The organism is Citrobacter sp. wls718, assembly GCF_005280945.1.
Taxonomy (GTDB): domain Bacteria; phylum Pseudomonadota; class Gammaproteobacteria; order Enterobacterales; family Enterobacteriaceae; genus Citrobacter; species Citrobacter gillenii.
The window spans coordinates 233282-259945 of the sequence record NZ_SZWV01000068.1 but is presented as its reverse complement, the minus strand read 5'-3'; the positions used below and the strand labels follow the sequence as shown (position 1 = coordinate 259945).

The window sequence follows — 26664 nt, the reverse complement described above, 5'->3', positions numbered from 1 at the left end:
CGATATGCTGCCAGAATTTGGTGGTGATACTGCATACAGCGACAACTTCTTCGTAGGTCGTGTTGGTGGCGTTGCAACCTACCGTAACTCCAACTTCTTCGGTCTGGTTGACGGCCTGAACTTTGGTGTTCAGTATCTGGGCAAAAACGAGCGTGACGGTAACACCAGCCGCTCTAACGGCGACGGTGTGGGCGGTTCTGTAAGCTACGAAATGGATGGCTTCGGTATCGTCGGTGCTTACGGCGCAGCTGACCGCACCAACGCGCAGGAAAACTCTGCCTACGCTAACGGCGGTAAAAAAGCTGAGCAGTGGGCGACCGGTCTGAAATATGACGCCAACAACATCTATCTGGCAGCAAACTACGGTGAAACCCGTAACGCTACCCGTTTCACCAACGGCATCAACAACGTGAGCGGTTTTGCTAACAAAACTCAAGACTTCTTTGTTGTCGCTCAGTACCAGTTCGATTTCGGCCTGCGTCCGTCCATCTCCTACAACAAATCTAAAGCGAAAGACGTAGAAGGTATCGGCAACGAAGATCTGGTGGACTACATCGAAGTAGGCGCAACCTACTACTTCAACAAAAACATGTCCACCTATGTTGACTACAAGATCAACCAGATCGATTCTGACAACAAACTGGGCGTGAACTCTGACGACATCGTGGCACTCGGTATCGTTTACCAGTTCTAATAGCAGACCTCTTTGCTAAATGCCTAAAAAACAGGACTTCGGTCCTGTTTTTTTATGTCCATCAGCGGATTCTTGCGTCTTCAAAAAACACTCTATCTTTTCGTCACTAACGGTTGGCATTTTGTAAATCTACCGTTAACCTGATAGCGGACTTCCCTTCTGTAACCACAATGGAACCTCGTCATGTTTGAGAACATTACCGCCGCTCCCGCCGACCCAATTTTGGGCCTGGCTGATTTGTTTCGTGTCGATGACCGCCCAGGGAAAATCAACCTCGGGATCGGTGTATATAAAGATGAGACAGGCAAAACGCCGGTGCTGACCAGCGTGAAAAAAGCCGAGCAATATATACTGGAAAATGAAACCACCAAAAACTACCTTGGCATTGACGGTATTCCGGAATTTGGTCGCTGCACTCAGGAATTACTGTTTGGTAAAGGTCACGCACTGATTAACGACAAACGCGCACGTACCGCGCAAACCCCTGGTGGTACCGGTGCATTGCGTGTGGCGGCTGATTTCCTGGCAAAAAATACCTCAACGCAGCGCGTATGGGTAAGTAACCCAAGCTGGCCGAACCATAAAAGCGTCTTTAACTCCGCCGGTCTGGAAGTTCGTGAGTACAATTATTACGACGCGGCCAGCCATTCATTAGACTTTGATGCGCTACTAGCAAGCCTCAGTGAAGCACAGGCAGGTGACGTGGTACTGTTCCACGGTTGCTGCCATAACCCTACCGGTATTGACCCTACGCTGGAGCAGTGGCAAACGCTGGCACAGCTGTCGGTAGAAAAAGGCTGGTTACCACTGTTCGACTTCGCTTATCAGGGCTTTGCTCGTGGTCTGGAAGAAGATGCCGAAGGCCTGCGTGCATTCGCCGCGCTGCACAAAGAGCTTATTGTCGCCAGCTCTTACTCCAAGAACTTTGGCCTGTACAATGAGCGCGTGGGTGCCTGTACGCTGATTGCTGCCGATGCCGACACCGTTGACCGTGCGTTCAGCCAGATGAAGTCCGTCATTCGTGCCAACTATTCCAACCCACCGGCCCACGGTGCATCGGTTGTCGCCACCATTCTGAGCAATGATGCCCTGCGTGCAATCTGGGAGCAGGAACTGACCGACATGCGTCAGCGCATTCAGCGTATGCGTCTGCTGTTTGTGAATACATTGCAGGAGAAAGGGGCGAACCGTGACTTCAGCTTTATCATCAAACAGAACGGCATGTTCTCCTTCAGCGGTCTGACGAAAGAACAGGTTCTGCGTCTGCGTGAGGAGTTTGGCGTTTACGCTGTCGCTTCCGGGCGCGTGAACGTCGCGGGTATGACGCCTGACAACATGGCGCCGCTGTGCGAAGCGATTGTTGCCGTGCTGTAAGCTCACCTGAAAAGAGAAAGCCCGCATATTCGTGCGGGCTTTTTTTTGCCGGATGGCGGCTAGCGCCTTATCCGGCCTACGGACTGGATTTACCAGACCGGCATTTCATCCTGCAGGAACGGATTGTGCTGGCGTTCATTCCCCAGCGTTGAAAGCGGACCGTGACCAGGAATAAACGTCACATCATCGCCCAAGGGTAATAACTTGCGTTTAATCGAGTCGATCAGCTGGCTGTGATCCCCGCGCGGGAAGTCGCTGCGTCCGACTCCACCTTTGAAAATCACATCGCCTGAAATCAGCAGCTTTGACTGTTCATCAAAGAAGACCACGTGCCCCGGCGTGTGGCCCGGACAATGCAACACCTGTAACGTCACGTTGCCAACGCTGATGCGATCGCCTTCGTTTAGCCAGCGATCGGGCGTTAACGGCTCGCAATCACCCAAGCCAAACATGCGGCTCTGCGAAGGCAGTCCCTGTAGCCAGAACTCATCTTCTTTTTCCGGACCGATAACCGGTACACCATAATGTTGCGCCAGTTCAGACGCCGCGCCCACGTGGTCAAGATGACCATGTGTGAGCAGGATCTGCATAAGCGTCAGACCGCTGGCATCCACTTCCTGTTTGATTTTCTCGGCATCGCCGCCGGGATCGACCAACGCGGCAAGACGCGTTTGTTCACACCAGATCAGCGAGCAGTTCTGAGCGAATGCAGTGACCGGAATAATACGATAGTTCATACAGCTCCTGTTTCATTAAGCGACGGCTCACCAGTGCCGTGCAGGCCCGGTGTCAATATGCACAAAGTTACTGCGTGGGTAGTATCCTACACCACCTGCGCGCATAGATAACGCAGCTTTGCGAATATTACTTAATGCAACGCCTTCAATGTGGAAATCCATGGCCTGCCCTTTGGTGTGGTAACTTTTCTTTGCCACACCGCGGCTGCGCGCGCGTAATTCGTTGTTGGTATCGACAGAACGATAGCCGGAGATCAGCTGTACGGGTTTACGCGTGCCGAGGAGGCCTTGCAGACGGAAGAGTTGATCGAACAATCCCGGATCGATGGACTTGACTTTATTCGCGCGAAAATCACGGAAAAAGTGGTTAAGTTTTGCTCTTTCGTCCTGAATATAGCCCCTGCCATCAAAAAACTCAGCTTTAATTGACTCACCGGTATGCAGGTTATTCAGAGTCAATATACGCGGACGTGGGGTGGAGAGTGTAGCAAACGCAGGCGTGGGCAGGATGGCGGCGCCGAGGGCAACGCCACCAAGCGCCAGCAGTTTGCGGCGATTAGCGTCAAATTTGTCCATGGTATTAAGGTCTACAAGGTCAATGTTATCGTATGTATGCTCTAGCGCACGCGGGAAACCTTACCGGGCTAACTAGTCTGCGTCAAGGCTCCCAACCCCAGGAAATACGGGGCCTGTAGCCATTTCACCCCGTTTCCAACATAACTTACGACAATCATTTTCCTCGAACTGCTTCATTTATCTGATTAATTGTTCCACTTTTGACACAATTTGTGCACTGGATCGCGCAGTAAGATCGTAATTGTAAATATCTGTACGATATTGCGTACGCCCATCGGGTCCAACAAATGCGGTCAGATAGTAAAGATTAACCGGAATATTTTGGCGAATATTCACGTAGCGCGTATCCCCTTGTTTCAAGGCATCCGAGATCCGCGAATCATTCCAGCCCGCATCCTGTAGCAGCATATTCGCCAGTTCCGAGGCCTTATTCACGCGCACACAACCAGAGCTAAGCGCCCGCGTATCTTTCTGGAACAAATTATGATTCGGCGTATCGTGCAGATAAATAGCGTCTGAACTCGGCATATTGAATTTATAACGTCCCAACGAGTTGCGCGCACCCGGCGCTTGCTGGAAGCGGAACGGCAGATTTGACGGCGTAATCGTCGCCCAGTCCACCTGCCACGGATCGATAGTTTCTTTACTGTTCCAGCCACGCATCACGGTATACCCGTGACGTTCGAGATAGCCCGGATCGTTCCATACCTTAGGCAAAATGTCTTTGCGCGCCAGCGTCGGCGGAACGTTCCACGGTGGGTTTACGACGACGTTATTCAGCGCGCTGCTCATCATCGGCGTTTTACGGTCAGGACGTCCCACAATAACCCGTGAATCCAGCACCTGATTACCGTTTTGATAATAGACCAGCGAGTAAGCCGGAATATTAACCATAATCCCGGTAGACATCTCACCCGGCAGCAGGCGTAAACGCTGGATATTCAGTGCCAGCACACCCGCGCGCTGCGCGGGCGTCACGTTCAGCCAGTCACGCGTTGCCGGACCAATTGCACCATCGGCCCCCAATCCCTGCCATGTCTGAAAACGCTTTACCGCCGCAACCAGTTCACTGTCGTAAGCACTACGCCCTTCTCGGGCAGATGTACTGACTGTCGCATCCAGCATGCCGGTGCGCTGCAAAATTTCGCGCAGGGCCGGAATATCATTACTCCATTCACCTGGGCGCAGCGTGGCTGTGCTGGTTAACTGTGGCCACGGACGTGAATCGCCCACCAGCTTCAGCAGCGATTCATGCATCGCCGCGTACTGCGGGTGCTGCGGCGTCAGACTGGCTATAAAGGGGGTTAACTGGCCGTTATCCAATGCCACCTGCCATTGATTAATCACTGAAATGGGCGGCGTAGTCAGCGCGTAAGGCTTGTCGCTGTAGAGCCAGCGATTACCTTTGACCGGGATATTGGCAATAAAGTGAAGGTAGCCCATCATCGCGTCAGAAAGAACGGCATCCCGCGCCAGGCCCGTTACGCCTGGGTCGGTCAATAAAGCCACCCAATTAGTGAACTGCGGCTGAAAACCGGCAATCGCCACCTCGGCGAGCTGTTGCTGAAAGGCTTTGACCGCATCGCGATTTTCCCACATCGGTTTCATATCGCGGGCGGCGTACAGCAACTCCAGTTGGCTCATGTAAACCGGCGTATAACCTACTGGAAGTTGAGAACGTAATTCTGCGCGGGCATTATCCACAGACGCGCCATCCGGCAGCGCCTGAATACCCGCCATCACGGCTGTGGCTAAAGATTGTCCCTGCGGCTGCGATAACGCGGTTGGCTGCTCGCTGACGGTCGCTGAGCTGTCGCCAGGGATCATTTCAGGCTCATCGGCCTGCGCATTGAACAGCGGAGCGAATGTTACGGCCAGGCACAAACTGATTGCCGACAGCCGACGACCACACATTTTATTAAGCAACATCCCTTGCCCCCTGTTTTCTTTATCATACTTAAATAGCCAGGCCGTCTGTATTCTCCCGATTATCTCGGGGCGGGCCTGTAAAACGCCAATACGCTCTGAAGTATGACGAGCAAGCCCGGTGACGCGTAGGGCTTATCTTCAGTATATAAACATCAAATCGTTTTTGCCTAACCTAATGTAAAGAAATATAAAGAAATTACACCAGGCATTGAGTCCTTTTCAGAAAAGAAGAAGGCGGCCCTTTAGCCGCCTTCCTGACTTAACTTGCCTGCGATGAGGCATCTTCCGTTCCGGGCAGCGGTTCAGGAAGCTGCGGTGCAAACCCGCGCAGACCCACTACATGAACGTGCTCAGTATTCTGGAAGACCTTACGCACCAGTTTATAGGTGGTGCCTTTCTCCGGGCTGATGTTCTCCGGCGCGGCGATAATAAGCTGCATCTGCAAACGCTCGCACAGTTCAAACAGGGTCGCGATAGAGCGTGCATCCAGTCGTGCGGCCTCATCAAGGAACAGCAGACGACACGGGGAAATATCTTTCCCACGCAGTCTACGTCCTTCATCTTCCCAGCTTTGTACCACCATCACCAGAATCGACATCCCGGTACCGATCGCTTCACCCGTTGACAGCGCACCGGACTCAGCACGCAGCCAGCCGTCTGAACCACGGTTAACTTCAACTTCCATTTCCAGATAGTTGCGGTAGTCCAGTAGCTCTTCACCAATGGTTTGCGGCGTGCGCTGCCCCATGTCAATCTGCGGATTCAGACGCTGATACAGCTTCGCCAGCGCTTCCGAGAAGGTCAGGCGGTTACTGTTAAACAGATCCTGGTGCTGCTCGTGCTGCTCGAACAGGACATCCAGCAACGTGGCGTGGGTTTCACGCACGTTAACGTTCAGACGAACGCTGTTAACCTGACCGAAGGAGACGTTTTGCAGACCCTGGTTCAGCATACGAATACGGTTTTGCTCGCGCTGGATAGTCTTACGGATGATGTTCGCCACGCTGCGGGAGCTGATCGCCAGCTTCTGTTCACGCGAGGTTAACTCTTCCGTCAGGCGGCTAAGCTCAATTTCCATTTGCTCGATGGCTTCCACCGGATCGTCGGTGCGGATAATATCCTGACGAATACGTTCGCGCAGATGCTGGTAGACCGCCACGAAGAACTGGATTTTGCGTTCCGGACGCTTCGGATCTTCGGACATGCGCAGTACGTCACGCAGGTGTTCGTTATCCGCCACCGCCAGACGTAGCGCACCTAACGCCTTATCCGACATTGAACGTAATTCATCCCCGGAAAGATAAGCCAGCTCGCGACGGTGCAGACGACGTTCAACGCCATTGTCTTTCACCATGCGCATCACGGCGCACCATCCGGCTTTCGCCATGACCACCTGCTCACGCATTTCAAAATAATCACGTTCCAGCTTACGCAGCCTGCGGGTCAGGTTATCCATTTCCGCTTCGCAGAAAGTCAGTGCTTTTTCCAGTTGGTTACGGCGCGCACGGTTGTTGCTGAGCTGCGCGTGCAGCTCATCACGACGGATACGCGCTCGTTCTTCCGCTCCGCTGTCGGCGCGAACGCCAATATCCTGCAACTCGCGCTGTAAATCGTTGAGCAGCTCTTTTTTGGTGTCATACGAACTTTTCAGCGACGCCATTACCTGGCTGTACTGACTTAGCTGTGCAGCATGACTGCGCAAGGCTTCACGAGCACGGGTACGTTCAGCTTCTGCGTGCTCCAGACGTTCACGTAGCTTCTCGTTCAGATCGCTGTTACCGCTGAGCATATCTGCCGAGTCGGAATAGCTAAAGTGCGCGCGGCGCTGGACGACTTCAGTCAGCGCAAACGCCTGCTGACGCGCGTCACGCTGCATTTGCTGCGAGTATGCGTAGTCTTCTTTTAACTGTTCAAACTGCTCGGGGTCATTTTGCAGAACCGAAACCATCGGCTCCAGTTTGGCAAGCTGATTACCATGCTGCTGAACGAAACGCGCGGCCTCCTGGGCTTCATCCAGACGTTCGCGGATTTCGTCTACGCGGTCAGCTAAGGTGTCGTCGGCCAGCAGATTCAAACGCGGCAACAGGCGGTTAAGGGCTGAGACGCCCTCTTTCGCCTGTTCAAACTGCATGCGTTGCTGCTGGTTATCATTTTCATGATTGGTCAGCGCACGCTCCAGCTCAACACGGCGGCTGTTCAGTTGGCGAATTTCCGCCTCGGGATCGGATTCAAACGCCACCGATAGATGGCTGCCGATGAAGCGGCTAAACGCCTGGTGCAGACGTTGCGTTTTCTGGACGTCAAAAGAGAGCGTGGCGAAGCGTTCGGACAGCCCTTCACGTTCGGCATGCAGGGTTTCTATGCGACTTTCCCGCGCGGCGCGACCAAAAATCGGTACCGTCGGGAAGCGGGAATAACGCCACTGACGCTCGGCGGTTTTCACCACCACTGCGCCTTCCAGTTCATCCACGCTGAAGACGCTGTCATCAAACGACTGCGGGTCCCCTTCGATGAAATAGAGATCTTCCGGGCAATCCGTCAGTCCAGACAGCTGTTCGGTGACCAGTGACAGATCCGGGACCACGATGGCATGGCGCGACGGGCCATACAGCGCGGAGAAGTACGGGGCATCTTCAAGGCTGACGTCATCGTAGATTTCTGACAGCAGCACGCCACCAAAACGTTCGGCCAGTGCGTTGAGGCGCTGATCTTCTGCGCCCCCCGGCTGACTTAAGCGTTCTATCTCTTCATCTACCGCGTTTTTACGTGCACCGACTTCATCACGCTCAACAATGGCTTCGCGTTCGCGCTCCAGCAGTTGTTGCAGATATTCGGTGACCTCCTGGCTGGAGGTAAACTCTTCACCGCACTGCTCGCTGAGCTGGTTGAGGCTATTTTGCGCCGCCAGCCAGACAGGGGCACGCTGCATTAAATGCTGAATGCGGGATTGCAGCTGTTCCTGCTCCTGACGCAGAGTCATACGCTGTTCGCTGGCAGACGACACGCTATCAGACAAGGACGCGATGCGGGCTTCCAGCTCCTGGTGCAGGGCTTCCAGCTCGTCGATGTCGAAGTGTTTACCCTGACGCTTACAGAATTCAGCCAGCAAACGCTCGGCCTCCTGCTGTTCGCGCAGACGCTGTTCCAGCTCGCTCAGCCGCATGCGCAGCGGTTGAACCTGCTCCGCCAGATGCCGTTGCTCAACGCCTTCTCGCAGCAGTTCACGCGCCACGCTCCAGGCTTCGCCGCGCGCCAGCGGGCCGTTTATCGCCGCCACCAGCTGATAGGCTTGTTCGAACTGGCCGTGCGCGGTTTGCGCCACGCTCATTTTTTGTTCGAGCGTCAGTAGTTTTTCCGTGGCTTCCTGCTCTTTCGCCTGGAAGGTTTCCAGCCACTCCGCTGCGGAGTCTGGCGTCAGATCCGGTAAATGACAGATCTCTTTGGCCCGGCTCAGTGCCTGAATCGCCTGAGTATACTGAATCGCACGCGTTTGCTGGACGTCAAGCGCCTGCTGATAATCGGCAAGCTGGTTTTTCAGCTCATCCACTTCCAGCTCGGCGGCTTCCGCCCGCGCTTCGTTGTCTTCCTGGCGATCGGCGGCTTCCGCCACCACTTCATTTTGTTCTTCGAGACGGATCTGTAACTCTTCGAGATCCGCTTCATAACGTTCAATTTTTTCCTGCTGACGCAGCGCGGTTTGCACCAGATTCAGGTGATCGCTGGCCGCCTGATAATCGGCTTCAAGGTCGCCTTCGGCGCCATTATGCTCGCCCAGCTCACGCGCCATATCCACGTGCTTATACTGCTCTGCCGCCAGTTGTTTACGTGACGTGTGCAGCTCACGACGATATTCCAGCGCTTTATCCAGGTGAATACGACGTTCGTTGGCATGGCGCATATAGTCCGCCGCCACGTAGTTGGTCGCTTCGCTGATCAGGTGCTTAAACAGGTCGCGGTCAGACTGGGTCACGCGTATGGCTTCCAGCGTCATGCGGTTTTCACGCAGCGCGGCTTCCATATCCTGGAACGCTTTACGCACCCCGCCGTTTTCCGGCAGCAGGTAGTCACGAAGCGAACGGGTGATGGCGCTGGAAATCCCGCCATAAAGCGAGGCTTCAATCAGACGATAGAATTTGCTTCGATCGGAAGCGGAACGCAGACGACGAGCGATGATGCCCAAATCGAACATCAGCGAGTGATAATCCGTTATCGAGTTGAATTGCTTAAACTGGACGCCTTCCATCTCCTCAAGCTTATCTTTCAGCTCTGCAAGAGACAGGACGCGCGCCTGACGCTCGTTCAACGTTTCTGTGACCAGTTCGGTTGGCTGTACCGACATCGGCAGCCCCTGAATGGCGAACGGTTTGATATCCACTTTACGATCGCGCCCGGCGACCTGTTGCAAGCGCACGCCAACCACTACGCGTTGATGACGCGAATTCAGGACGTCGAGCATCGAGTAACAGACACCCGCTTTGAGCTTACCGTGCAGGCCTTTATCGCGCGATCCGCTGGTCGCACCGGCTTCGGTGGTATTACGGAAATGCAGTAAGGTTAAGTCCGGAATCAGTGCCGTAACAAATGCCGCCATAGTGGTGGATTTACCGGCACCGTTTCCGCCGGACAACGTGGTAACCAGTTCATCCAGGTCAAACGTGCGGGCAAAAAAACCATTCCAGTTGATCAGCGTTAGTAAGCGAAATTTACCGCGTTCAATCATTATTCTTCCTCTCCACTGTCCGGCTGATTCTCTTCTGGCTCATCGTTGAGTTGCAGATTATTCTCGACCGACATCGCCTCACCATCACGAATTAAACGACGCTGCGCTTCGCGTGGATCGTCACCGCTGCGCACATCCGCGCCAAAGCGGAACACCGATTCCGTAATGCGGAATTTGCTACTGTCATGGCCCATAAACCACACCATGCCTAAGCGGCGCAGGCGGTTTAATGAAGAACGTACTTTTTCCTGCAGCTTCTGACGGTCAACGTCCGAGCCGGTGGAGCGGTTATTCACCAGCCTGAGCAATTTAGCTTCGTCCGCCAACGTCAGCAGTTCGTCGTACAGTTCTTGCTGGGTAAAAATCCCTTCATTGGCCAGACGTTCCGGGCTGAGATAGAGATAGCAAAGAATTTTACCAACCATCATGTCCAGTTCAGACAATACTGAGCGCGGAATAAGCGTGGTCGAGCGCGGACGAAGGTAGAAAAAACCCTCCGGGGCGCGAATGAGCTCCACGTTATAGCGGCTGTAAAATTCTTCAAAATATTCCTGAAAGTCCATCAGGAAGGCATGATTGTCCAGCTCATCCAGCCCGATATGTCGACCCGAACGTAATGCGCTGTCCAGCGCCGGAAATAACGGATTCGCCAGCGCCTGCGCCAGCTTAACCGGCATCACTTTTTCAATATTTGTCAATGACATGCGCCTGTACCTTGGCTCCGTAATCATTAATCGGCTGCCATTTGGCTGGCAGTCCGGTGAAATCTGCTTGCGCTACGCCAAGGCGTACCGCCTGATCGATAACAATACGCGCAACGTCGAAGTGACGCGCGCGCGGATATTGCGCCAGATACTCGCGCACTACCAAACCGAGATCCAGTGGCGTTTGTCTGGATTTATAGATAGCCAACTGTTCTTCGATGATCGCTGCCAGCTGTTCACGGATCTCGTTAAATTCTTCATACTCCAGGTCCGGCGGCAGTTCCCCGGTGACCTCTTCATCACGCAACACCATCTCTTCGTCACGCATGTCCAGCAGACGATCGGCATTGGCATAGGTCAACGCCCACGGATCGTCAAAGTAAGTCTGGACAGACTGGCGCAAACGCTGAGCAAAGACGCGGTTTTTATCCATATCAATCGCGGTACGGATGAATTTATGCACGTGGCGATCGTAGCCGATCCACAGATCGATGGATTGCTGACCCCAGCTTATAATACGGTCAAGCTTGCTCTGTAAGTCGAACACCAGACGGTCAACGAAATGCAGATCGTCATGGGTCATGGTGGAGTCCTGAATACGCAGCAGGTTAGCCTGTAGCTTATCCCCCGCTGCTTCCAGCGTGTCCTGCAGTTCACGCAGCGTGCCGGAGGTTTCAGACAGCAGCATTTCGCAGCTGGAAATCGCCGCCCGCCAGTCTTTATTCAGCAATTGGGCAATGTCGTCTTTCACCTGCTGCTGCTGCTCATCCATAATGCGCTGCGTCAGGTCGATGCTGTCGAAGATTTCCGCCACCGAATATTTCAGCGGTGCGTACACATTGCGGTGCCAGTGGAACTCATCGCCGCCTTCTTCGGCCGCATCTGCCGCGCGCTTCAGTTCCCCAGCCACAATTGAGAGCTGCATGGAAAGGCGCAGCGTCGAGAACTCACGCTGGCGGATGTAATAATCGGTGATGCCAATCCCCAATGGCGTCAGACGATAAATGGCGTTTCCTTCCGCCTGCTCGCTGGTAAAGCGGTTCAGCAGACGTTGACGCACCATATCGTTTATCGCGTTGTTGGCGCGCACGCCGATGGTTTCGCTGGTTTGCTCAAACGCATCACTGACATGGCGGAATGCATCCACCAGTTCGCCTTCACTCATCTCACCGTCAAGTCGCTCACCGTTCAGCGTAGCCACAGCCAGCAGAAAAGAAAGTCTGTCTACCGGCAGAGAGATGGAAAAGTCATTTTTTCTGGCCCAGGCAACCAGTTCGGGGACTGTCTGGGAAAATTCACTCATAGGTTATCCTTGCATCTGCGGTTTGCGCGCGGTGACATGAATATAACGCCCAAGGCTGATAAACGGCTCCTGGCGACAATAGCGCGTTTCTATTTCTGTTAAAGCGTCAAAACAGTCATGCTGTTTTTGTTTATCACGCAGATAATCATGAAACACCCTCACGCCCGTTTTACCGGTTATCTCCCAGCCGATCTCCTCCAGCCAGCCATAGACTTGCTGAGGGTCGCGCGGGAAATCGGGAGACAACGTGCGCCGTTTCTTTTTATACATTCCCTGCTGTACATAGCCGAAATTACCGACCAACACATTACGCATCAACAGACCGTTTGCATTGTAGAACATCAGCGATAAAGCACCGCCCGGGCGTAACATCGACCACAGTGTTTTTAAGACCGCTTGCGGGTCAGCCACCCATTCCAGCACAGCATGAAACAATATCAGATCAACCTGAGAATCCAAATGCTGCGGAATGTCCTGAGCGGCACAATGTATAAAATGCATGTTGTCGCTCACACCTTGCTCTTCTGCCGCCCGTTGCGCTCGCGCCACCATTTCAGCAGAAAGATCGCACAAGGTGACGTGATGGCCCCGCTGCGCCATCAGAATGGCTGTCTGCCCTTCTCCGCCACCCGCATCAAGCACACGCAACGTTTGGCCCGCGTAGTCGGCAAGCAGCGTGTCCAGATCCTGCCAGAGGATCGTCTGACGAAGCTGACCTTTGGTGGTACCGTAAATGTTACGGGAAAACTTCTCGGCAATATCATCAAAATTGCGATCCCGCATCGCGCGCTCCACATGCTGGCTTAAGGGTGACTAAGTAAAACCGCTATTTTGTCACACCCACGCCGAGAATGAACCTTTCTGGTGTAATATCCCTGCTGATCTTCTGCTGTATGGTTAAAAAAGGAACCAAAAAGGATGCTTTTTACACTGAAGAAAGTGATTGGCGGTATGATGCTGCCGCTTCCGTTGATGCTGCTGGTGATGGGGATAGGGCTGGCGCTAGTGTGGTTTAGTCGCTTTCAGAAAACAGGGAAAGTGTGTATTAGCCTTAGCTGGCTGGCACTTTTGCTGCTCAGCTTGCAGCCCGTCGCCGATAGTCTGCTAAAACCGATTGAGGATACCTATCCCACCTGGCAGGATACGCAGAAAGTCGAGTTTGTTGTGGTACTGGGCGGAGGTTATACGTGGAACCCGCAATGGGCGCCGAGTTCAAATCTTATCAATAATAGCCTTCCGCGCCTCAATGAAGGTCTGCGCCTGTGGCGAGCCAATCCGGGATCGAAACTTATCTTTACTGGTGCTGCAGCTAAGACCAATCCCGTCAGCACTGCTGAAGTTGGTGCCCGAGTGGCGCAATCACTGGGGGTTCCCCGCAGTGAGATAATTACCCTGGATGAACCTAAAGATACCGAAGAAGAAGCCGCCGCAGTGAAAAAAACAATCGGTGACGCGCCATTCCTGCTGGTGACCTCCGCATCACATTTACCGCGCGCGATGATCTTCTTCCAGCAGGCCGGACTGCATCCGCTACCAGCACCCGCTAATCAACTGGCGATAGACTCTCCGCTGAACCCGTGGGAGCGCGCCATTCCGTCCCCCGTCTGGCTGATGCACAGCGATCGCGTCGGCTACGAAACGCTGGGAAGGATCTGGCAGTGGTTGAAGGGCTCATCAGGCGAGCCAGGGCAACAGTGATTTGGTTGCCAGATCAAAGTTAGACCGACTGAAACGCCCGGTATTGACCAACTGGGCGACTTCATCCCACAACACATACAGCCAGCGTCGCCAGATGAACGACTCCGCCACGGGCGCGCGTTGCAGATATTGCCACAACAGGCTTTCCGCCAGCGCATTATCCATCAGCCGGAACAGCTCAAACTCTCTTGGCGCCCAGAGCATTAATCCCGGCCCGACCATTGCCAGGAGCTGATCGCTACGGGCATCTTTGAGCATACTGCGCAAACTGAAATTGCCGTGGATCAGAACGCAGTTATCGTTAAAACCTTCGAACAGGCTGGGCAGGCACTCTCGGGTACGAAACAAAATCCGTTTGTCCTGCATCGTTAACCCGGTATTGCTGAACTGGTTGAGGGTGCTCCACAACACCTCCACACGTTGACGATACCAGGATGGCCAGAAATTTTCCTGGGTATTATCCACCTCACCAACACATCCGCGACTGTCCTGGCGATGCCATGACAGCATGCCTTCTACAATCTGATCTTTTAAATGTTCCCAACGCTCGGGCGTTCTGGCAGGTGCTTCCACCGGCACGCCGCGTAAGCGCTCAAGTAGCAGCACGTCCGGGCCAGGATGTTCCTCGTGCGTCAGGACACCATAAATGACCGGCATACGTACCGTACCACTGCGCGCCAGCATGGACGTTTTCCATGCCAGTTGCTGTGCCATACCCGGCGTAGTGAAACTTCTCGCCATCAGCGGCATCGGGTTTCCCTGGCTGTCATACAATGCCCACAGCGCTGTATCCGCTTTTTCATTCACGCATTCTATACGACTGAGTTTTTCACCCAGTAAATGACTGAGTTCGGCACGCAACTGTTCCATTTCAGATGGCCCTCATAAATGCGACTGCTTTCATAATGAGCGTCGTGCAGACGGATGTCACCCGGATGAGATCAATTGATGAACAGAAAAGTGGAAGAAAAGAATCAAGATACGACACTCCTCCCACTAATACTCGTCAGATATCAATCTGTAGTGAGGGGAGTGTGATTAGAAAAACTAACGCATTTCGGCGCGAACGCGCTCGAGATCTTCGGCGGTATCAACACCTGTGCCGGGTACTTCTTTTGCCACAGCAACGTGAATTTTTTCGCCGTACCACAGTACGCGGAGCTGCTCCAGCATTTCAATATGCTCAAGCGGGCTCGGCTGCCAATTAACATAGCGACGGATAAAACCGGCGCGATAGCCATAAATCCCCAGGTGACGCAGGAAAGTATCACCGACGGTTTCAAGACTTTTGGCAAAACGATCGCGATCCCAGGGAATAGTTGCCCGTGAGAAATAGAGCGCATAACCTTCCGAATCCAGTACCACTTTTACCGCATTAGGATTAAAGACTTCTTCCGTGGTGTGGATCGGCGCGGCAAGCGTTGCCATACCGACCTGCCGCTGCGCCAGGTTCTCTGCTACCTGCCGAATAATGACCGCCGGGATCATCGGCTCATCACCCTGCACGTTCACAATAACGGTATCGTCGCTAAAACCACATTTCTCGACGACTTCCGCCAGGCGCTCCGTTCCGGACTGGTGATCGGCGCGCGTCATGCACACTTCCCCACCCACCGCTTCGACTGCGCGAGCAACATCTTCATGATCGGTAGCAACAATAATGCGATCGGCACCGGACTCGCGCGCACGCTCCAGAACATGCACGATCATCGGTTTGCCGTTGATATCCAGCAGTGGCTTACCGGGCAGGCGCGTAGACGCATAGCGCGCGGGAATAATGACCACAAAACTCATGATTTACTCTCATCCGCCGTCAGGGCGCGAGCTTCCGTTTCCAGCAACACGGGAATACCGTCTCGCAGTGGGAACGCCAGGTTATCCGGCTTACAAATAAGTTCCTGTTTTTCCTGGTTGTACCAGAGTTTTCCATTGCATACCGGGCAGGCAATAATTTCAAGCAGACGATGATCCATAGTTCCTCCAGATGGACCGGATTGTGAATCCGTAAATATTAACATATTCGTTTAGCGGGCTGGGGCTATTTCCCAGCCATCGCGGCAGTCGACAAATAAACTGTCAGGATAGCGTCCCAGCGTAACGCGTGTCGCCTGTTGCCAGCGCGCAAAATCATCGATGGCCTGGAACACGCCCCTTTGCAGGGTAATTCCCGGTTTGACGCCATCCTGCAACCATAGTGAGATAATCTCCAGCACGCCCGTTTTACGGTGCATTTTAGCATCCATACGCCCCACCAGTTGCCCACGATGCAGCAAAGGCAAAACAAAATAGCCGTACTGCCGTTTCGGCGCTGGCGTATAGCACTCCAGCCGATAGTTAAAATCAAACAACTGCTCCGCGCGTTTACGATCCCAGACCACCGGGTCAAAGGGAGATAACACAGCACTGTGGGTGGCTGTTAATTTGCCCGCCTTTGCCTGTTCAAGCAATGGTAGAAGATCGCTATGGAGCCACATAGGTCCCAACCTTTCGACATCGACAGGGATGATTTTCCGTTGCTCTGCGCGCACATCACGCCAGTTTTTGAGTTCTGGACGCTTCAATCGATAGTAGTCCGCCAGCCACGGTTCGCGGAAAATACCGAGGCTGCGCGCACTGTTGTCCAGCATGGCCGTTTCCGCTTGCGTCTGCGAAAGCAAGTCTCGTTCATCATCCCAGTGCGGCATAACCCGATGCGTTACATCATAGACCCGCTGGAAATTACGCCGCTCCACCACCATCACCCTACCGGCGGTGAACAGTCCTTCAAGATGACGTTTCTGCGGCTTCCATTCCCACCACCCGCTGGTTCCCTTGCGCGGATGCTCAAAATCGGCTGAACGCACCGGTCCATTTTGCTGAATGTGATGAAGCAATTGTTCAATCTCATGGACATGCTCTTGCATCCAGGCGGCTTTGTACTTCCAGCCCATATTCTCTGGGGCAAGCATACGATGGCGAATCAGCATAAAGTCGCTGCGCGGTAAGAAGCACGCCTCATGCGCCCAATATTCCATCAACTCGCCACGTAGTAGCGAGTCATCCAGCCACTGCGGGGAATAGTCGCCCAGGCGACTGAACAGCACCAGATAAGGGCTACGCGCGACAATATTAATGGTGTCTATTTGCAGTAAAGACATACGCGTAATGATCGCGAGAATATCTGCCGGGGTCGCCCGACGACGTGTTTTTTTCAGCAGGCCCTGTGCTGCCAGGTGAAGATGACGAGCATCCGTCAGGGAAAGGTGCGGCAACGACATGGATAACCTCATCAATCAGTCGCTGCCGCAGCGTGAAACCGTTAACGAGCCAGCGAGGTTAATCTATCAAGTAATACGTCAGGCTGGTCACCCGACAGATGCGCATCAACAGGGAGGTACCACCAGTTATCCTCGGCAAAGGCGCGACATTTCACCGCGTCTTTTTCCGTCATCACCAGCGTTTGTCCGGCAACTAATAATGCACTGACGTCACTGTAGGTCAGAGACTGATGGTCTGCCAATGGGACACATTTCTGTGGGTTAGCCCCGCATGCCGCCAGGGTGGCAAAGAAACGCGGGGGATGGCCAATCCCAGCCATAGCAACAATATTGGGTAACAGCGCAACGTCGCAGCGCTCGCCGGTGCGTAAATTAACGGCCAGCCCCGGCTCAAGGCGCATCGGAATCTCTCCCGCCTGCGGGATACCGCCGTTGACGATAGCCGCATCCACCGATTTAAGCCGACCCGCTCGCTCCCGCATAGGCCCCGCGGGAAGCCACCAGCCGTTGCCAAACCGACGTTCACCGTCAATCACCACGATTTCAACATCGCGCGCCAGGGCATAATGCTGCAGACCATCGTCCGTGACGATAATCTGCACGTCATGATGAGCAAGAATGGCTTTTACCGCATCGGCTCTTACCGGAGAAACAGCAACCGGCACGCCGGTACGCTGGAAGATCAGTACCGGTTCATCGCCCGCTTCTGCCGTCGTGGTGTCCGCCGTCAGCAACAGCGGGTACGACTGCGCTTTTCCGCCATAGCCGCGAGAAACTACGCCCACACGAATGCCGCGTTGCTGCAGGTGTTCAACCAACCAAATAACGACTGGCGTTTTACCATTGCCGCCAGCTGTAAGGTTTCCAACTACTACAACCGGCACCGGTGCACGCCAGGCGCGTTTAAGCCCAAGCGTATAGCATAAGCGGATCGCCCCGCTCACCAGACCATATAGCCAGGAGAGCGGAAGTAACAACCGCCACAGCGGCGATTCACCGGACCAGATACGCGCGATCATTGACCAAATTGCATTTTGTGTAATTGCGCATACACACCGCGCTGTTCGAGCAGTTCACTATGGGTGCCGCGCTCAACAATCAGCCCATCTTCCACAACGACAATCTCGTCCGCCTGTTCGATGGTCGAAAGACGGTGCGCAATGACCAGCGAGGTGCGGTTCTTCTGCAGTTCATCAAGAGCCGCCTGGATAGCGCGTTCGGATTCGGTATCCAGCGCCGACGTCGCTTCATCCAGGATCAGGATCGGGCTGTCGCGTAGCAAGGCACGGGCGATAGCAATACGCTGGCGCTGACCGCCGGAAAGCAGCACGCCGTTCTCGCCGATGACCGTATCCAGACCATCATCCATCTTGTTGATGAAGTCCATGGCGTAGGCCATACGCGCCGCTTCTTCAATCTGTTCGCGGCTGTAGATATCCGTACGTGCGTAAGCGATGTTATTGGCAACCGTGTCGTTAAACAGGTGCACGTTCTGCGAGACCAGCGCAACCTGATCGCGCAAGGACGCCAGGGTATATTCACGCAGATCGTGTCCGTCCATCAGAATTTGCCCTTCATCAATGTCATAGAAGCGCGTAATCAGACTGGCGATGGTGGATTTACCTGAACCTGAACGCCCAACCAGCGCAACGGTTTTTCCTGCCGGAATATGCAGGTTGATGTTACGCAGTGCAGGCACTTCACGACCCGGATAGGTAAAGGTGACGTTACGGAACTCTAAATCGCCGGTCGCACGTTCGATAACGCGTTTACCTTCGTCTTTTTCCTGTTCGCTATCCAGAATAGTGAACAAGGTCTGGCACGCCGCCATACCACGTTGGAACTGGGCGTTGACGTTAGTCAGAGACTTCAGCGGACGCATCAGAGCGATCATTGAGGAGAAGACCACCGTGATGGTCCCTGCCGTCAGGTTTTCCATGACGCTGGGGAAACTGGCTGCATACAATACGAAAGCCAGCGCCAACGACGCAATCAACTGAATGATTGGATCGGAGATAGAAGACGCGGAAACCATCTTCATGCCCTGTAAACGCATCTTGTTGCTGACTTTATCAAAACGTTTGGTTTCGACTTCCTGACCACCAAAAATCAAGACTTCTTTGTGGCCTTTCAGCATCTGCTCCGCACTGGTCGTCACTTGCCCCATAGTGTTTTGCATATTCTTACTGATGCTACGGAAACGCTTGGAAACCACACGGATCGCAATCGACACAATAGGTGCCAGCACAATCAGAATTAATGACAGCTGCCAGCTGTAATAAAACATCATGATAAACAGGCCAATAATCGAGGCCCCTTCACGCACTACGGTGATCAGTGCGCCAGAAGACGATGACGCAACTTGCTCTGAATCATAGGTAATACGAGACAGTAACGTACCGGTTGATTGTTTATCAAAAAAAGCGACAGGCATGCCCATCATATGACCAAACAGGCGGCGGCGTATGGTCATTACCACTTTGCCTGACACCCAGGAAATACAGTAGCTGGAGACGTAGCTGGTTAAGCCACGTACTACCATCAGTCCAATGACCACCAGTGGCATCCACATCAGCACCGAGCGATCGGCTTTACCAAAACCATCATCCAGTAATGGTTTAAGGAGCGATAGCATGAAGGTATCGCTGGCCGCGTTCAGGACTAACGCTATACCCGCCACGATCAGACCCGATTTAAAAGGCGCTATGGTCGGCCATAGTCGGCGAAACGTCTGCCACGTAGAGAGATCTTTATCGTTATGCATTCAAAAAACCAGCATTTGTTAGAATAGCCGTATATTCTACCTGTTATCCTCCGGCACGCCAAACCACTGATGATACCAACGAGGTAAAATCTGATCCCGCAAACTGCGTATCCGCCAATTTCTCGGGAAAAAGTCCAGCGTAACCTGCCCCTGATGAGGCGTGTCCAGCCATTGGTAACTCTGCTGCTGATAGCGTTGCTTCACTTTCCAGGAAGGCAGACGCCAGGCGTTATAGCGTGAAGCTGAGGCTACCGCCACCTGCCCAGCAACCCGCTGAACAAACGCTAATGACGATGAAGTATTGCTGCCATGATGCGGTACCTGAATAAAAGTGGACTGCAGATGCTGCCAGTAATGACTTAGCATTTTTTGTTCTGCAGGAGATTCAATATCACCGGTCAGCAGAAAACTGCGCTTGCCGTCGTCAACTCTCACCACACAGGAATGGTTATTCCCCCGATCGTTAGTCCCACGGAGCGGCCAGTGAGCGCTGAACGTTAATCCCTGCCATTGCCAGCTCTCGCCGCGAAAACAGGGTAAATGGCCTTTCCATCCTAGCGGGCTTCTCACCCACATTGCTGGCCAGGTTTTCAGTAACGAGTCCATTCCCCCCGATGGTCCAGATGTTCATGGCTCAACACGATCCCTTCAGGTGTCAGGTTGTGCCAGCGTAACCAGGGGATGATCAACTGCTGTGCGCTATCACCCCCAGGCCATGCCAGCCCGGTATCGTAGAGGATTGCTTTACCATTACGGGCGATGACCATTGCCAGTCCTTGCCCAACATCCAGCATATACACCTGCCACACTTGCGTTCGCGCAGGTCGCCAGAATGGCAAGCTCAACAAAAGCACTGCCGAAATGCAGACCACCGGTAAGGTACGCCATGCATTCAGTCGCCATGCAACGAGCATCATCCAGGGCGATAACGAAAGCCATTGCCAGCGTTGGTCAATGTTGATCCAACCTTCTGGCAGACTATTGAGCGCCCAGAATAAGAGTGCCAGCGAACGATCGGCCAGATACCAGCACCCGGTCTCGACAACCAGCGGCCCGGTTAAGTGCACAATCATACCCGCGAGTATCAGCGGGACAGAAACAAACGTGACCAACGGTACGGCAAACAAATTGGCCAGAAATGAGGTCAGGCTGATACCGTGAAACAGGGCGATTTGCACTGGCAGAAGCAGGAGCGTGATACCTAACTGAAGATGCGCCAGCTCGAGAACTACGCGTCCCACACGGGAGAGTGACCATTCGGGCAGTGGAAACCATTGATACCAGAATATCAGTGCCGCAACGGCAAACGCGGACAACCACAGGCTTTGTGAGAGAACAGCAACGGGATCAACCATCACAATTGCAGCCAGACAGCATGTCCAGACAGCCCACCCACTCCACTGCCGCCCGCTCAGTTTAAGCGCACCCCAGACAATCAGTGCAACCACGGTGCGTAATGCGGGAGGCTGTAGCCCTGTTAACCATGCATAAAACGTCGCACAGGCGATTCCGCCCACCAGCGGAACCTGCCAGGCGATCCAGCGGGTTGGCATAAAAAATTGCCCACCGCGAATTAGCCCGGCGGCTAAAAGCGCGGCAAAGGCAATATGTAGCCCGGAAATAGCCATCAAATGCGCCGTTCCGGTGTCGCGCATAATGGTTTTCACCTCTTGCGAAACAGAGAGTCGCTCCCCCATTCCCAGGCCCAGTATCACCTGCTGCCAGGGATAAGCGGATAACGTTGTATTCAACGAAGAGAGATAACGGGCACGCAGGCTACACTGTGGCGAAATAACACTTGCCTGCAGGAAGCGTCCCGTCAGCGGTTGATGCTGTGCTAACGCATAGCGCTGGCTATCAAATCCCCCTTCATTTAATTGGCCGTGTACCGCGCGAACCTTAAGCGTCATTGCCCATTTCTGACCCGCACAAACCTCACCAGGTAAGTATTGTCCATACAGTACGATCCCCTGCGCCGGAAATATTCGTCTCCCCTGCAGGTGGGTAATCTGTCCATAGTGCGTGGTCATATGGTCAGTGCCGGTTATTTGTACTATGGCCTGCTGAGTGTTAGCGGGGAGCGTATTGCCCGCCCAAGTAGCGTCTTTCGCCGCCAGTATTCCCCAGAGAAAGAACAACAGCGTTAACCCGGCATAATGCAGATACTTGTGCGGAATAAGACAGAGCACACACGCCAGGCAAAACAGGCCGCTGACGTACAGCATTTCGGGCAGTGAGGGTAATACCGTAAGCGGGAGAATACCGCACAATGCACACGAGCTGACCGTTGTTATTTTCACAAAACACCTCCCTGTTACAGGAAGTGTGCAGGACAACGCAGCGGTTGTCTGGCAGCAATTTTTCGTTTTCCGGCATGTGTTCTGCTGTTATTACGCGAAGGATGTAATGTGCAATTTAACTGAGAGGCGGGTTCCAATATGGGCAAGCAGAAATGAAAAAAGCACCCCTACAGGTGCTTTTCTCGACGTTAAGTTTTGTGAAAAACTTAGCCGTAAATATTGGCGCGATCGCGCAGCTCTTTACCCGGTTTAAAGTGCGGAACATATTTTCCTTCCAGATCCACTTTATCGCCAGTCTTCGGATTACGTCCGGTACGTGGTGCGCGGTAATGCAGAGAAAAACTACCGAAACCGCGGATTTCAATACGCTCGCCCTGCGCCAGAGTCGAGGCCATATGTTCCAGCATCTCTTTTACCGCGTCTTCAACCGCTTTCGCGGGAATGTGAGGCTGCTGGGTTGCAAGTCTTTCGATCAATTCTGACTTGGTCATGATTCCTCCGGTTCCTTAAAGGCAAAATTAGCTGCTGCATTGATTAAGGGCGGCCGTAGCCGCCCTTTGTCATTGATTACAGGACGAATCCTGTAATCTGTCAAGCTACTCGTTACCCTTTGTGCTGTTAATAGCACAAAGGATTTGAAGCACTCGATATTACTCGCCTTTAGCTGCTTTGAAAGCTTCAGCCATTGCGTTGTTAGAGAAGTTTGCATCTTCCTGTTTGTTAACAGTTGCGATTGCATCTTTCTCATCAGCTTCGTCTTTAGCACGAACAGACAGGCTGATTGCACGGTTCTTACGATCAACGCCGGTGAATTTAGCTTCAACGTCGTCGCCTACGCTCAGAACCAGAGTTGCATCTTCAACGCGGTCACGTGAAGCTTCAGAAGCGCGCAGGTAACCTTCAACGCCGTCAGCCAGTTCTACGGTTGCGCCTTTAGCGTCAACTGCAGTCACTTTACCGTTTACGATTGCGCCTTTCTTGTTCAGTGCAACCCAGTTGTTGAACGGATCTTCTGCGAGCTGTTTAACGCCCAGAGAGATACGCTCACGTTCTGCGTCAACCTGCAGAACAACTGCTGCGATTTCGTCGCCTTTTTTGTATTCACGAACTGCTTCTTCGCCTGCAACGTTCCAGGAGATGTCAGACAGGTGAACCAGGCCGTCGATGCCGCCGTCCAGGCCGATGAAGATACCGAAGTCAGTGATAGACTTGATTTTACCTTCAACACGGTCACCCTTGTTGTGGGTTTCCGCGAACTGCTGCCATGGGTTGTTTTTGCACTGCTTCAGACCCAGGGAGATACGACGACGTTCTTCGTCGATATCCAGAACCATAACTTCCACTACGTCGCCAACGTTAACAACTTTGGACGGGTGGATGTTTTTGTTGGTCCAATCCATTTCGGAAACGTGAACCAGGCCTTCAACGCCTTCTTCGATTTCAACGAAGCAGCCGTAGTCGGTCAGGTTGGTCACGCGACCAGTCAGTTTGGTACCTTCCGGATAACGCTTAGCGATAGCTACCCATGGATCTTCGCCCAGCTGTTTCAGGCCCAGAGATACACGAGTACGCTCGCGGTCGAACTTCAGCACTTTAACAGTGATTTCGTCGCCAACGTTTACGATTTCGCTCGGATGCTTAACGCGTTTCCATGCCATGTCGGTGATGTGCAGCAGGCCGTCAACGCCACCCAGATCAACGAATGCACCGTAGTCAGTGAGGTTCTTAACGATACCTTTAACTTCCATGCCTTCCTGCAGGTTTTCCAGCAGCTGATCGCGTTCTGCGCTGTTTTCGGATTCGATAACGGCACGACGGGAAACAACGACGTTGTTACGTTTCTGATCCAGCTTGATTACTTTGAATTCAAGCTCTTTGCCTTCCAGGTGCAGCGTGTCGCGGACCGGACGAACGTCTACCAGGGAACCCGGCAGGAACGCGCGAATACCATTCAGCTCAACAGTGAAGCCACCCTTGACTTTGCCATTGATAACACCAGTAACGGTCGCAGCTTCTTCGTAAGCTTTTTCCAGCGTGATCCAAGCTTCGTGACGTTTAGCTTTTTCACGGGACAGCAGAGTTTCACCGAAGCCGTCTTCTACTGCATCCAGAGCAACGTCAACTTCGTCACCAACCTGGATTTCCAGCTCGCCCTGGGCGTTTTTGAACTGCTCTGCCGGAATGGCAGACTCAGATTTCAGACCGGCGTCAACCAGTACGATATCTTTGTCGATAGCAACAACAACACCACGAACGATGGAACCCGGACGGGTTTCAATTGTTTTTAAGGATTCTTCAAATAGTTGAGCAAAAGATTCTGTCATGTTTAATCTTCAGGTTTCATATTTAACGTCCACCTGGCTCCATGCCGGATGGGGTTGTTTAACATACCCGCTAACACTCCATTGCTACGGGGGTACTGCAAATTCGGTCGCACTTAAGCGAGTGCCAGTTTTTGGCGCGCGTATTGTAACGCTTTTTCAATCACTTGCTCAATGCTTAATCGGGTTGAATCCAAAACTAAGGCATCAGCAGCAGGAACTAACGGCGCTACCGCACGGTTTCGATCGCGGTCGTCGCGTTCTTCGATCTCGGCCAAAAGGCGTTCAAAGTTAACACTAAAGCCCTTCTCCTGCAACTGTAGCATACGTCGATGCGCACGTTCTTGCGAGGAAGCGTCCAGAAAAATTTTCACCGGCGCGTCAGGGAATACCACGGTCCCCATGTCGCGTCCGTCAGCGATTAATCCCGGCGCTTCACGGAAGGCGCGTTGACGACGCAACAGCGCTTCACGCACACGGGGAAACGCGGCAACCTGAGAGGCGGCGTTTGCCACTTCCTGAGTGCGGATTTCACCGCTAACATCTTCACCTTCAAGGATAACTTCCAGATTGCCGTCTGTTGAGATAAAACGCACATCCAGATGTGACGCCAGCGGGACCAGCGCATCTTCAGAGGCGACATCAACATGGTGATGTAACGCCGCAAGCGCCAGTACACGATAAATCGCGCCAGAATCTAACAGATGCCACTGCAATGCTTCCGCCATTGCTTTGCACAAGGTGCCTTTACCTGCACCGCTTGGGCCATCAATGGTAATAACCGGGGCAATTGCCGTCATCTTTTTCTCCTTAAACAGGCATACGTTAACGTAAACGCCGCGCATTATACGCGCCAACGTCAACGATCGTTATCTTTGTGTGAAAAATACAGAATCATTGAAGCTGAGTGTAGAATAAATGGGCAATAGAGGATGTCAGAATGTGCCGCACGTGGTAGTGCGGCCATCAAATCAGGCAGGTGTACTAATACGTGCCAACTGTTCGAAATAATCCGGGAAGGTTTTGGCCGTGCATTTAGGGTCAAGAATAGTGACTGGCGTGTCAGACAGCGCCACCAGCGAGAAACACATCGCCATGCGGTGATCGTTATAGGTCGCAATATCAGCAAATGTTAACGTAGCAGGTGGCGTGATACGGATAAAATCATGCCCCTCTTCCACTTCAGCGCCCACTTTACGCAGCTCCGTCGCCATCGCAAATAAACGGTCTGTCTCCTTGACTCGCCAGTTGTAGATGTTGCGAAGAATCGTGGTGCCTTTCGCAAACAGCGCCGCGGTAGCAATCGTCATCGCCGCATCCGGAATGTGGTTCATATCCATATCAATGGCGTGTAATTCCCCGTGCGTACAGGCAATGAAGTCATCTCCCCACGTCACGGTCGCGCCCATTTTTTCCAGCACATCGGCAAAGCGAATATCGCCCTGCATGCTGTTGCGGCCAATCCCGGTGACTTTCACCGTACCGCCTTTAATCGCTCCGGCTGCAAGGAAATACGAGGCCGACGACGCATCCCCTTCCACCAGGTATGCGCCAGGGGACTGGTACTGCTGTCCACCTTTGACAACAAAATGTTGGTAGTTCTGGTTCTCAATCTCAACGCCAAAGGTTTTCATCAGGTTTAGCGTAATATCGATGTAAGGTTTTGATACCAGCTCGCCTTTAATTGCGATCGTCGTATCCTGCGGCGCCAGCGGCGCGGTCATCAGCAACGCGGTGAGGAACTGGCTGGACACGCTGCCGTCCACGTCAACCTGGCCACCGATAAAACCACCGCGCAGTCGTAAAGGCGGATAGTTTTCCTGCTCAAGGTAATCAATGTTTGCCCCCCCCTGGCGTAACGCGTCGACCAGATGGCCAATCGGGCGCTCTTTCATACGCGGTTCACCCGTCAGTACAATATCGTTGCGCCCCAGACACAGCGCAGCCGCCAGCGGACGCATCGCGGTGCCGGCGTTGCCAAGAAACAGTTCGACTGCACCTTCGGCCTGTAACGCGCCGCCGTTACCGATGATTTCGCAGCGGGTACGATCGGCAGAAAGGGTATAACTAATCCCTAACGCATTCAGCGCGTTAAGCATATGGCGGACATCATCACTGTCCAGCAGGTTGGTCAGGACAGTGGTGCCATTTGCTAATGCAGCCAGCAGCAAAGCGCGGTTAGAAACACTTTTAGAACCAGGCAGATTGATGGTGCCATCTACCCGCGCAATGGGTTGTAACGTCAGGGATTCCATGAAACTTAACTCTCAAAAACAGATATAAAAAC

The 26664-nt window shown here is 53.3% G+C and carries 20 protein-coding genes and 1 pseudogene; 3 read left to right on the top strand and 18 right to left on the bottom strand.

Going from position 1 to position 26664, the window contains the following annotated elements; all coding sequences use genetic code 11:
* Both FDW95_RS23840 and aspC read left to right on the top strand, forming a co-directional pair.
* Nucleotides 1–694: porin (locus FDW95_RS23840; protein WP_249359093.1), on the top strand; the 694-nt coding region annotated here is incomplete at its 5' end.
* Nucleotides 695–877: 183 nt separating this feature from the next.
* Nucleotides 878–2068, top strand: a complete 1191-nt coding sequence (gene aspC / locus FDW95_RS13850) for an aspartate transaminase (protein WP_115258934.1) — start codon at nt 878–880, stop codon at nt 2066–2068.
* A gap of 89 nt (nt 2069–2157) precedes the next feature.
* Here aspC and FDW95_RS13845 read toward each other — a convergent pair whose 3' ends face one another.
* From FDW95_RS13845 to cmoM, 7 genes are all read right to left on the bottom strand, one after another.
* Entirely contained in the window at nt 2158–2805 is a 648-nt protein-coding gene (locus FDW95_RS13845; RefSeq protein WP_096757663.1) for an MBL fold metallo-hydrolase, read from the bottom strand.
* 27 nt (nt 2806–2832) lie between these two features.
* Nucleotides 2833–3381, bottom strand: a complete 549-nt coding sequence (locus tag FDW95_RS13840; protein WP_137363527.1) for a YcbK family protein — start codon at nt 3379–3381, stop codon at nt 2833–2835.
* A 177-nt stretch (nt 3382–3558) separates the two neighbouring features.
* Nucleotides 3559–5310 carry a L,D-transpeptidase gene (ldtD, locus tag FDW95_RS13835; RefSeq protein ID WP_115258935.1) on the bottom strand — a complete coding sequence of 584 codons (1752 nt, stop codon included), beginning with the start codon at nt 5308–5310 and terminating at the stop codon, nt 3559–3561.
* Nucleotides 5311–5569: 259 nt separating this feature from the next.
* A complete protein-coding gene (mukB, locus tag FDW95_RS13830; protein WP_137363526.1) occupies nt 5570–10030 on the bottom strand; it encodes a chromosome partition protein MukB in 4461 nt (1486 codons plus the stop codon).
* A complete protein-coding gene (gene mukE / locus FDW95_RS13825; protein WP_096757667.1) occupies nt 10030–10734 on the bottom strand; it encodes a chromosome partition protein MukE in 705 nt (234 codons plus the stop codon). The genes mukB and mukE overlap by 1 nt, the downstream gene beginning before the upstream one ends.
* Nucleotides 10715–12037, bottom strand: coding sequence for a chromosome partition protein MukF (mukF, locus tag FDW95_RS13820; RefSeq protein WP_096757668.1), 1323 nt, complete (start codon nt 12035–12037; stop codon nt 10715–10717). The genes mukE and mukF overlap by 20 nt, the downstream gene beginning before the upstream one ends.
* 3 nt (nt 12038–12040) lie before the next feature.
* A complete protein-coding gene (gene cmoM / locus FDW95_RS13815) occupies nt 12041–12820 on the bottom strand; it encodes a tRNA uridine 5-oxyacetic acid(34) methyltransferase CmoM (RefSeq protein ID WP_096757669.1) in 780 nt (259 codons plus the stop codon).
* A gap of 135 nt (nt 12821–12955) precedes the next feature.
* Between cmoM and elyC the strand changes: the two genes are divergently transcribed.
* The gene (elyC, locus tag FDW95_RS13810) at nt 12956–13735 is read left to right on the top strand and encodes an envelope biogenesis factor ElyC (protein ID WP_115258937.1); all 780 of its coding nucleotides are present in this window, start codon (nt 12956–12958) and stop codon (nt 13733–13735) included.
* Here the strand turns inward: elyC and FDW95_RS13805 are convergent.
* The 11 genes and pseudogenes from FDW95_RS13805 to aroA form a co-directional block, all read right to left on the bottom strand.
* A complete protein-coding gene (locus tag FDW95_RS13805; protein ID WP_096757672.1) occupies nt 13712–14605 on the bottom strand; it encodes a YcbJ family phosphotransferase in 894 nt (297 codons plus the stop codon). The genes elyC and FDW95_RS13805 overlap by 24 nt on opposite strands.
* A 177-nt stretch (nt 14606–14782) precedes the next feature.
* Entirely contained in the window at nt 14783–15529 is a 747-nt protein-coding gene (gene kdsB / locus FDW95_RS13800) for a 3-deoxy-manno-octulosonate cytidylyltransferase (protein ID WP_115258938.1), read from the bottom strand.
* Nucleotides 15526–15708: a protein YcaR gene (gene ycaR, locus FDW95_RS13795; RefSeq protein ID WP_096757674.1), complete on the bottom strand. Its 183-nt coding sequence runs from the start codon at nt 15706–15708 to the stop codon at nt 15526–15528. The genes kdsB and ycaR overlap by 4 nt, the downstream gene beginning before the upstream one ends.
* Before the next feature lie 51 nt (nt 15709–15759).
* Nucleotides 15760–16992 carry a winged helix-turn-helix domain-containing protein gene (locus tag FDW95_RS13790; RefSeq protein ID WP_115258939.1) on the bottom strand — a complete coding sequence of 411 codons (1233 nt, stop codon included), beginning with the start codon at nt 16990–16992 and terminating at the stop codon, nt 15760–15762.
* 41 nt (nt 16993–17033) lie between these two features.
* Nucleotides 17034–18011 carry a tetraacyldisaccharide 4'-kinase gene (gene lpxK / locus FDW95_RS13785; RefSeq protein ID WP_115258940.1) on the bottom strand — a complete coding sequence of 326 codons (978 nt, stop codon included), beginning with the start codon at nt 18009–18011 and terminating at the stop codon, nt 17034–17036.
* A complete protein-coding gene (gene msbA / locus FDW95_RS13780) occupies nt 18008–19756 on the bottom strand; it encodes a lipid A ABC transporter ATP-binding protein/permease MsbA (protein WP_115258941.1) in 1749 nt (582 codons plus the stop codon). Before msbA ends, lpxK begins: the two co-directional genes overlap by 4 nt.
* Nucleotides 19757–19792: 36 nt before the next feature.
* A pseudogene (locus FDW95_RS13775) lies at nt 19793–22056 on the bottom strand (ComEC family protein).
* A gap of 206 nt (nt 22057–22262) precedes the next feature.
* Nucleotides 22263–22547 (bottom strand): integration host factor subunit beta, encoded by a 285-nt coding sequence (gene ihfB / locus FDW95_RS13770; RefSeq protein ID WP_003035780.1) that lies wholly within the window; start codon nt 22545–22547, stop codon nt 22263–22265.
* A gap of 159 nt (nt 22548–22706) precedes the next feature.
* Nucleotides 22707–24380 (bottom strand): 30S ribosomal protein S1, encoded by a 1674-nt coding sequence (gene rpsA, locus FDW95_RS13765; RefSeq protein WP_096757679.1) that lies wholly within the window; start codon nt 24378–24380, stop codon nt 22707–22709.
* Between the two features lie 113 nt (nt 24381–24493).
* Nucleotides 24494–25177 carry a (d)CMP kinase gene (gene cmk / locus FDW95_RS13760; RefSeq protein WP_045441261.1) on the bottom strand — a complete coding sequence of 228 codons (684 nt, stop codon included), beginning with the start codon at nt 25175–25177 and terminating at the stop codon, nt 24494–24496.
* A gap of 171 nt (nt 25178–25348) precedes the next feature.
* Nucleotides 25349–26632 (bottom strand): 3-phosphoshikimate 1-carboxyvinyltransferase, encoded by a 1284-nt coding sequence (aroA, locus tag FDW95_RS13755; RefSeq protein WP_115258943.1) that lies wholly within the window; start codon nt 26630–26632, stop codon nt 25349–25351.
* Between the last annotated feature and the right edge of the window lie 32 nt (nt 26633–26664).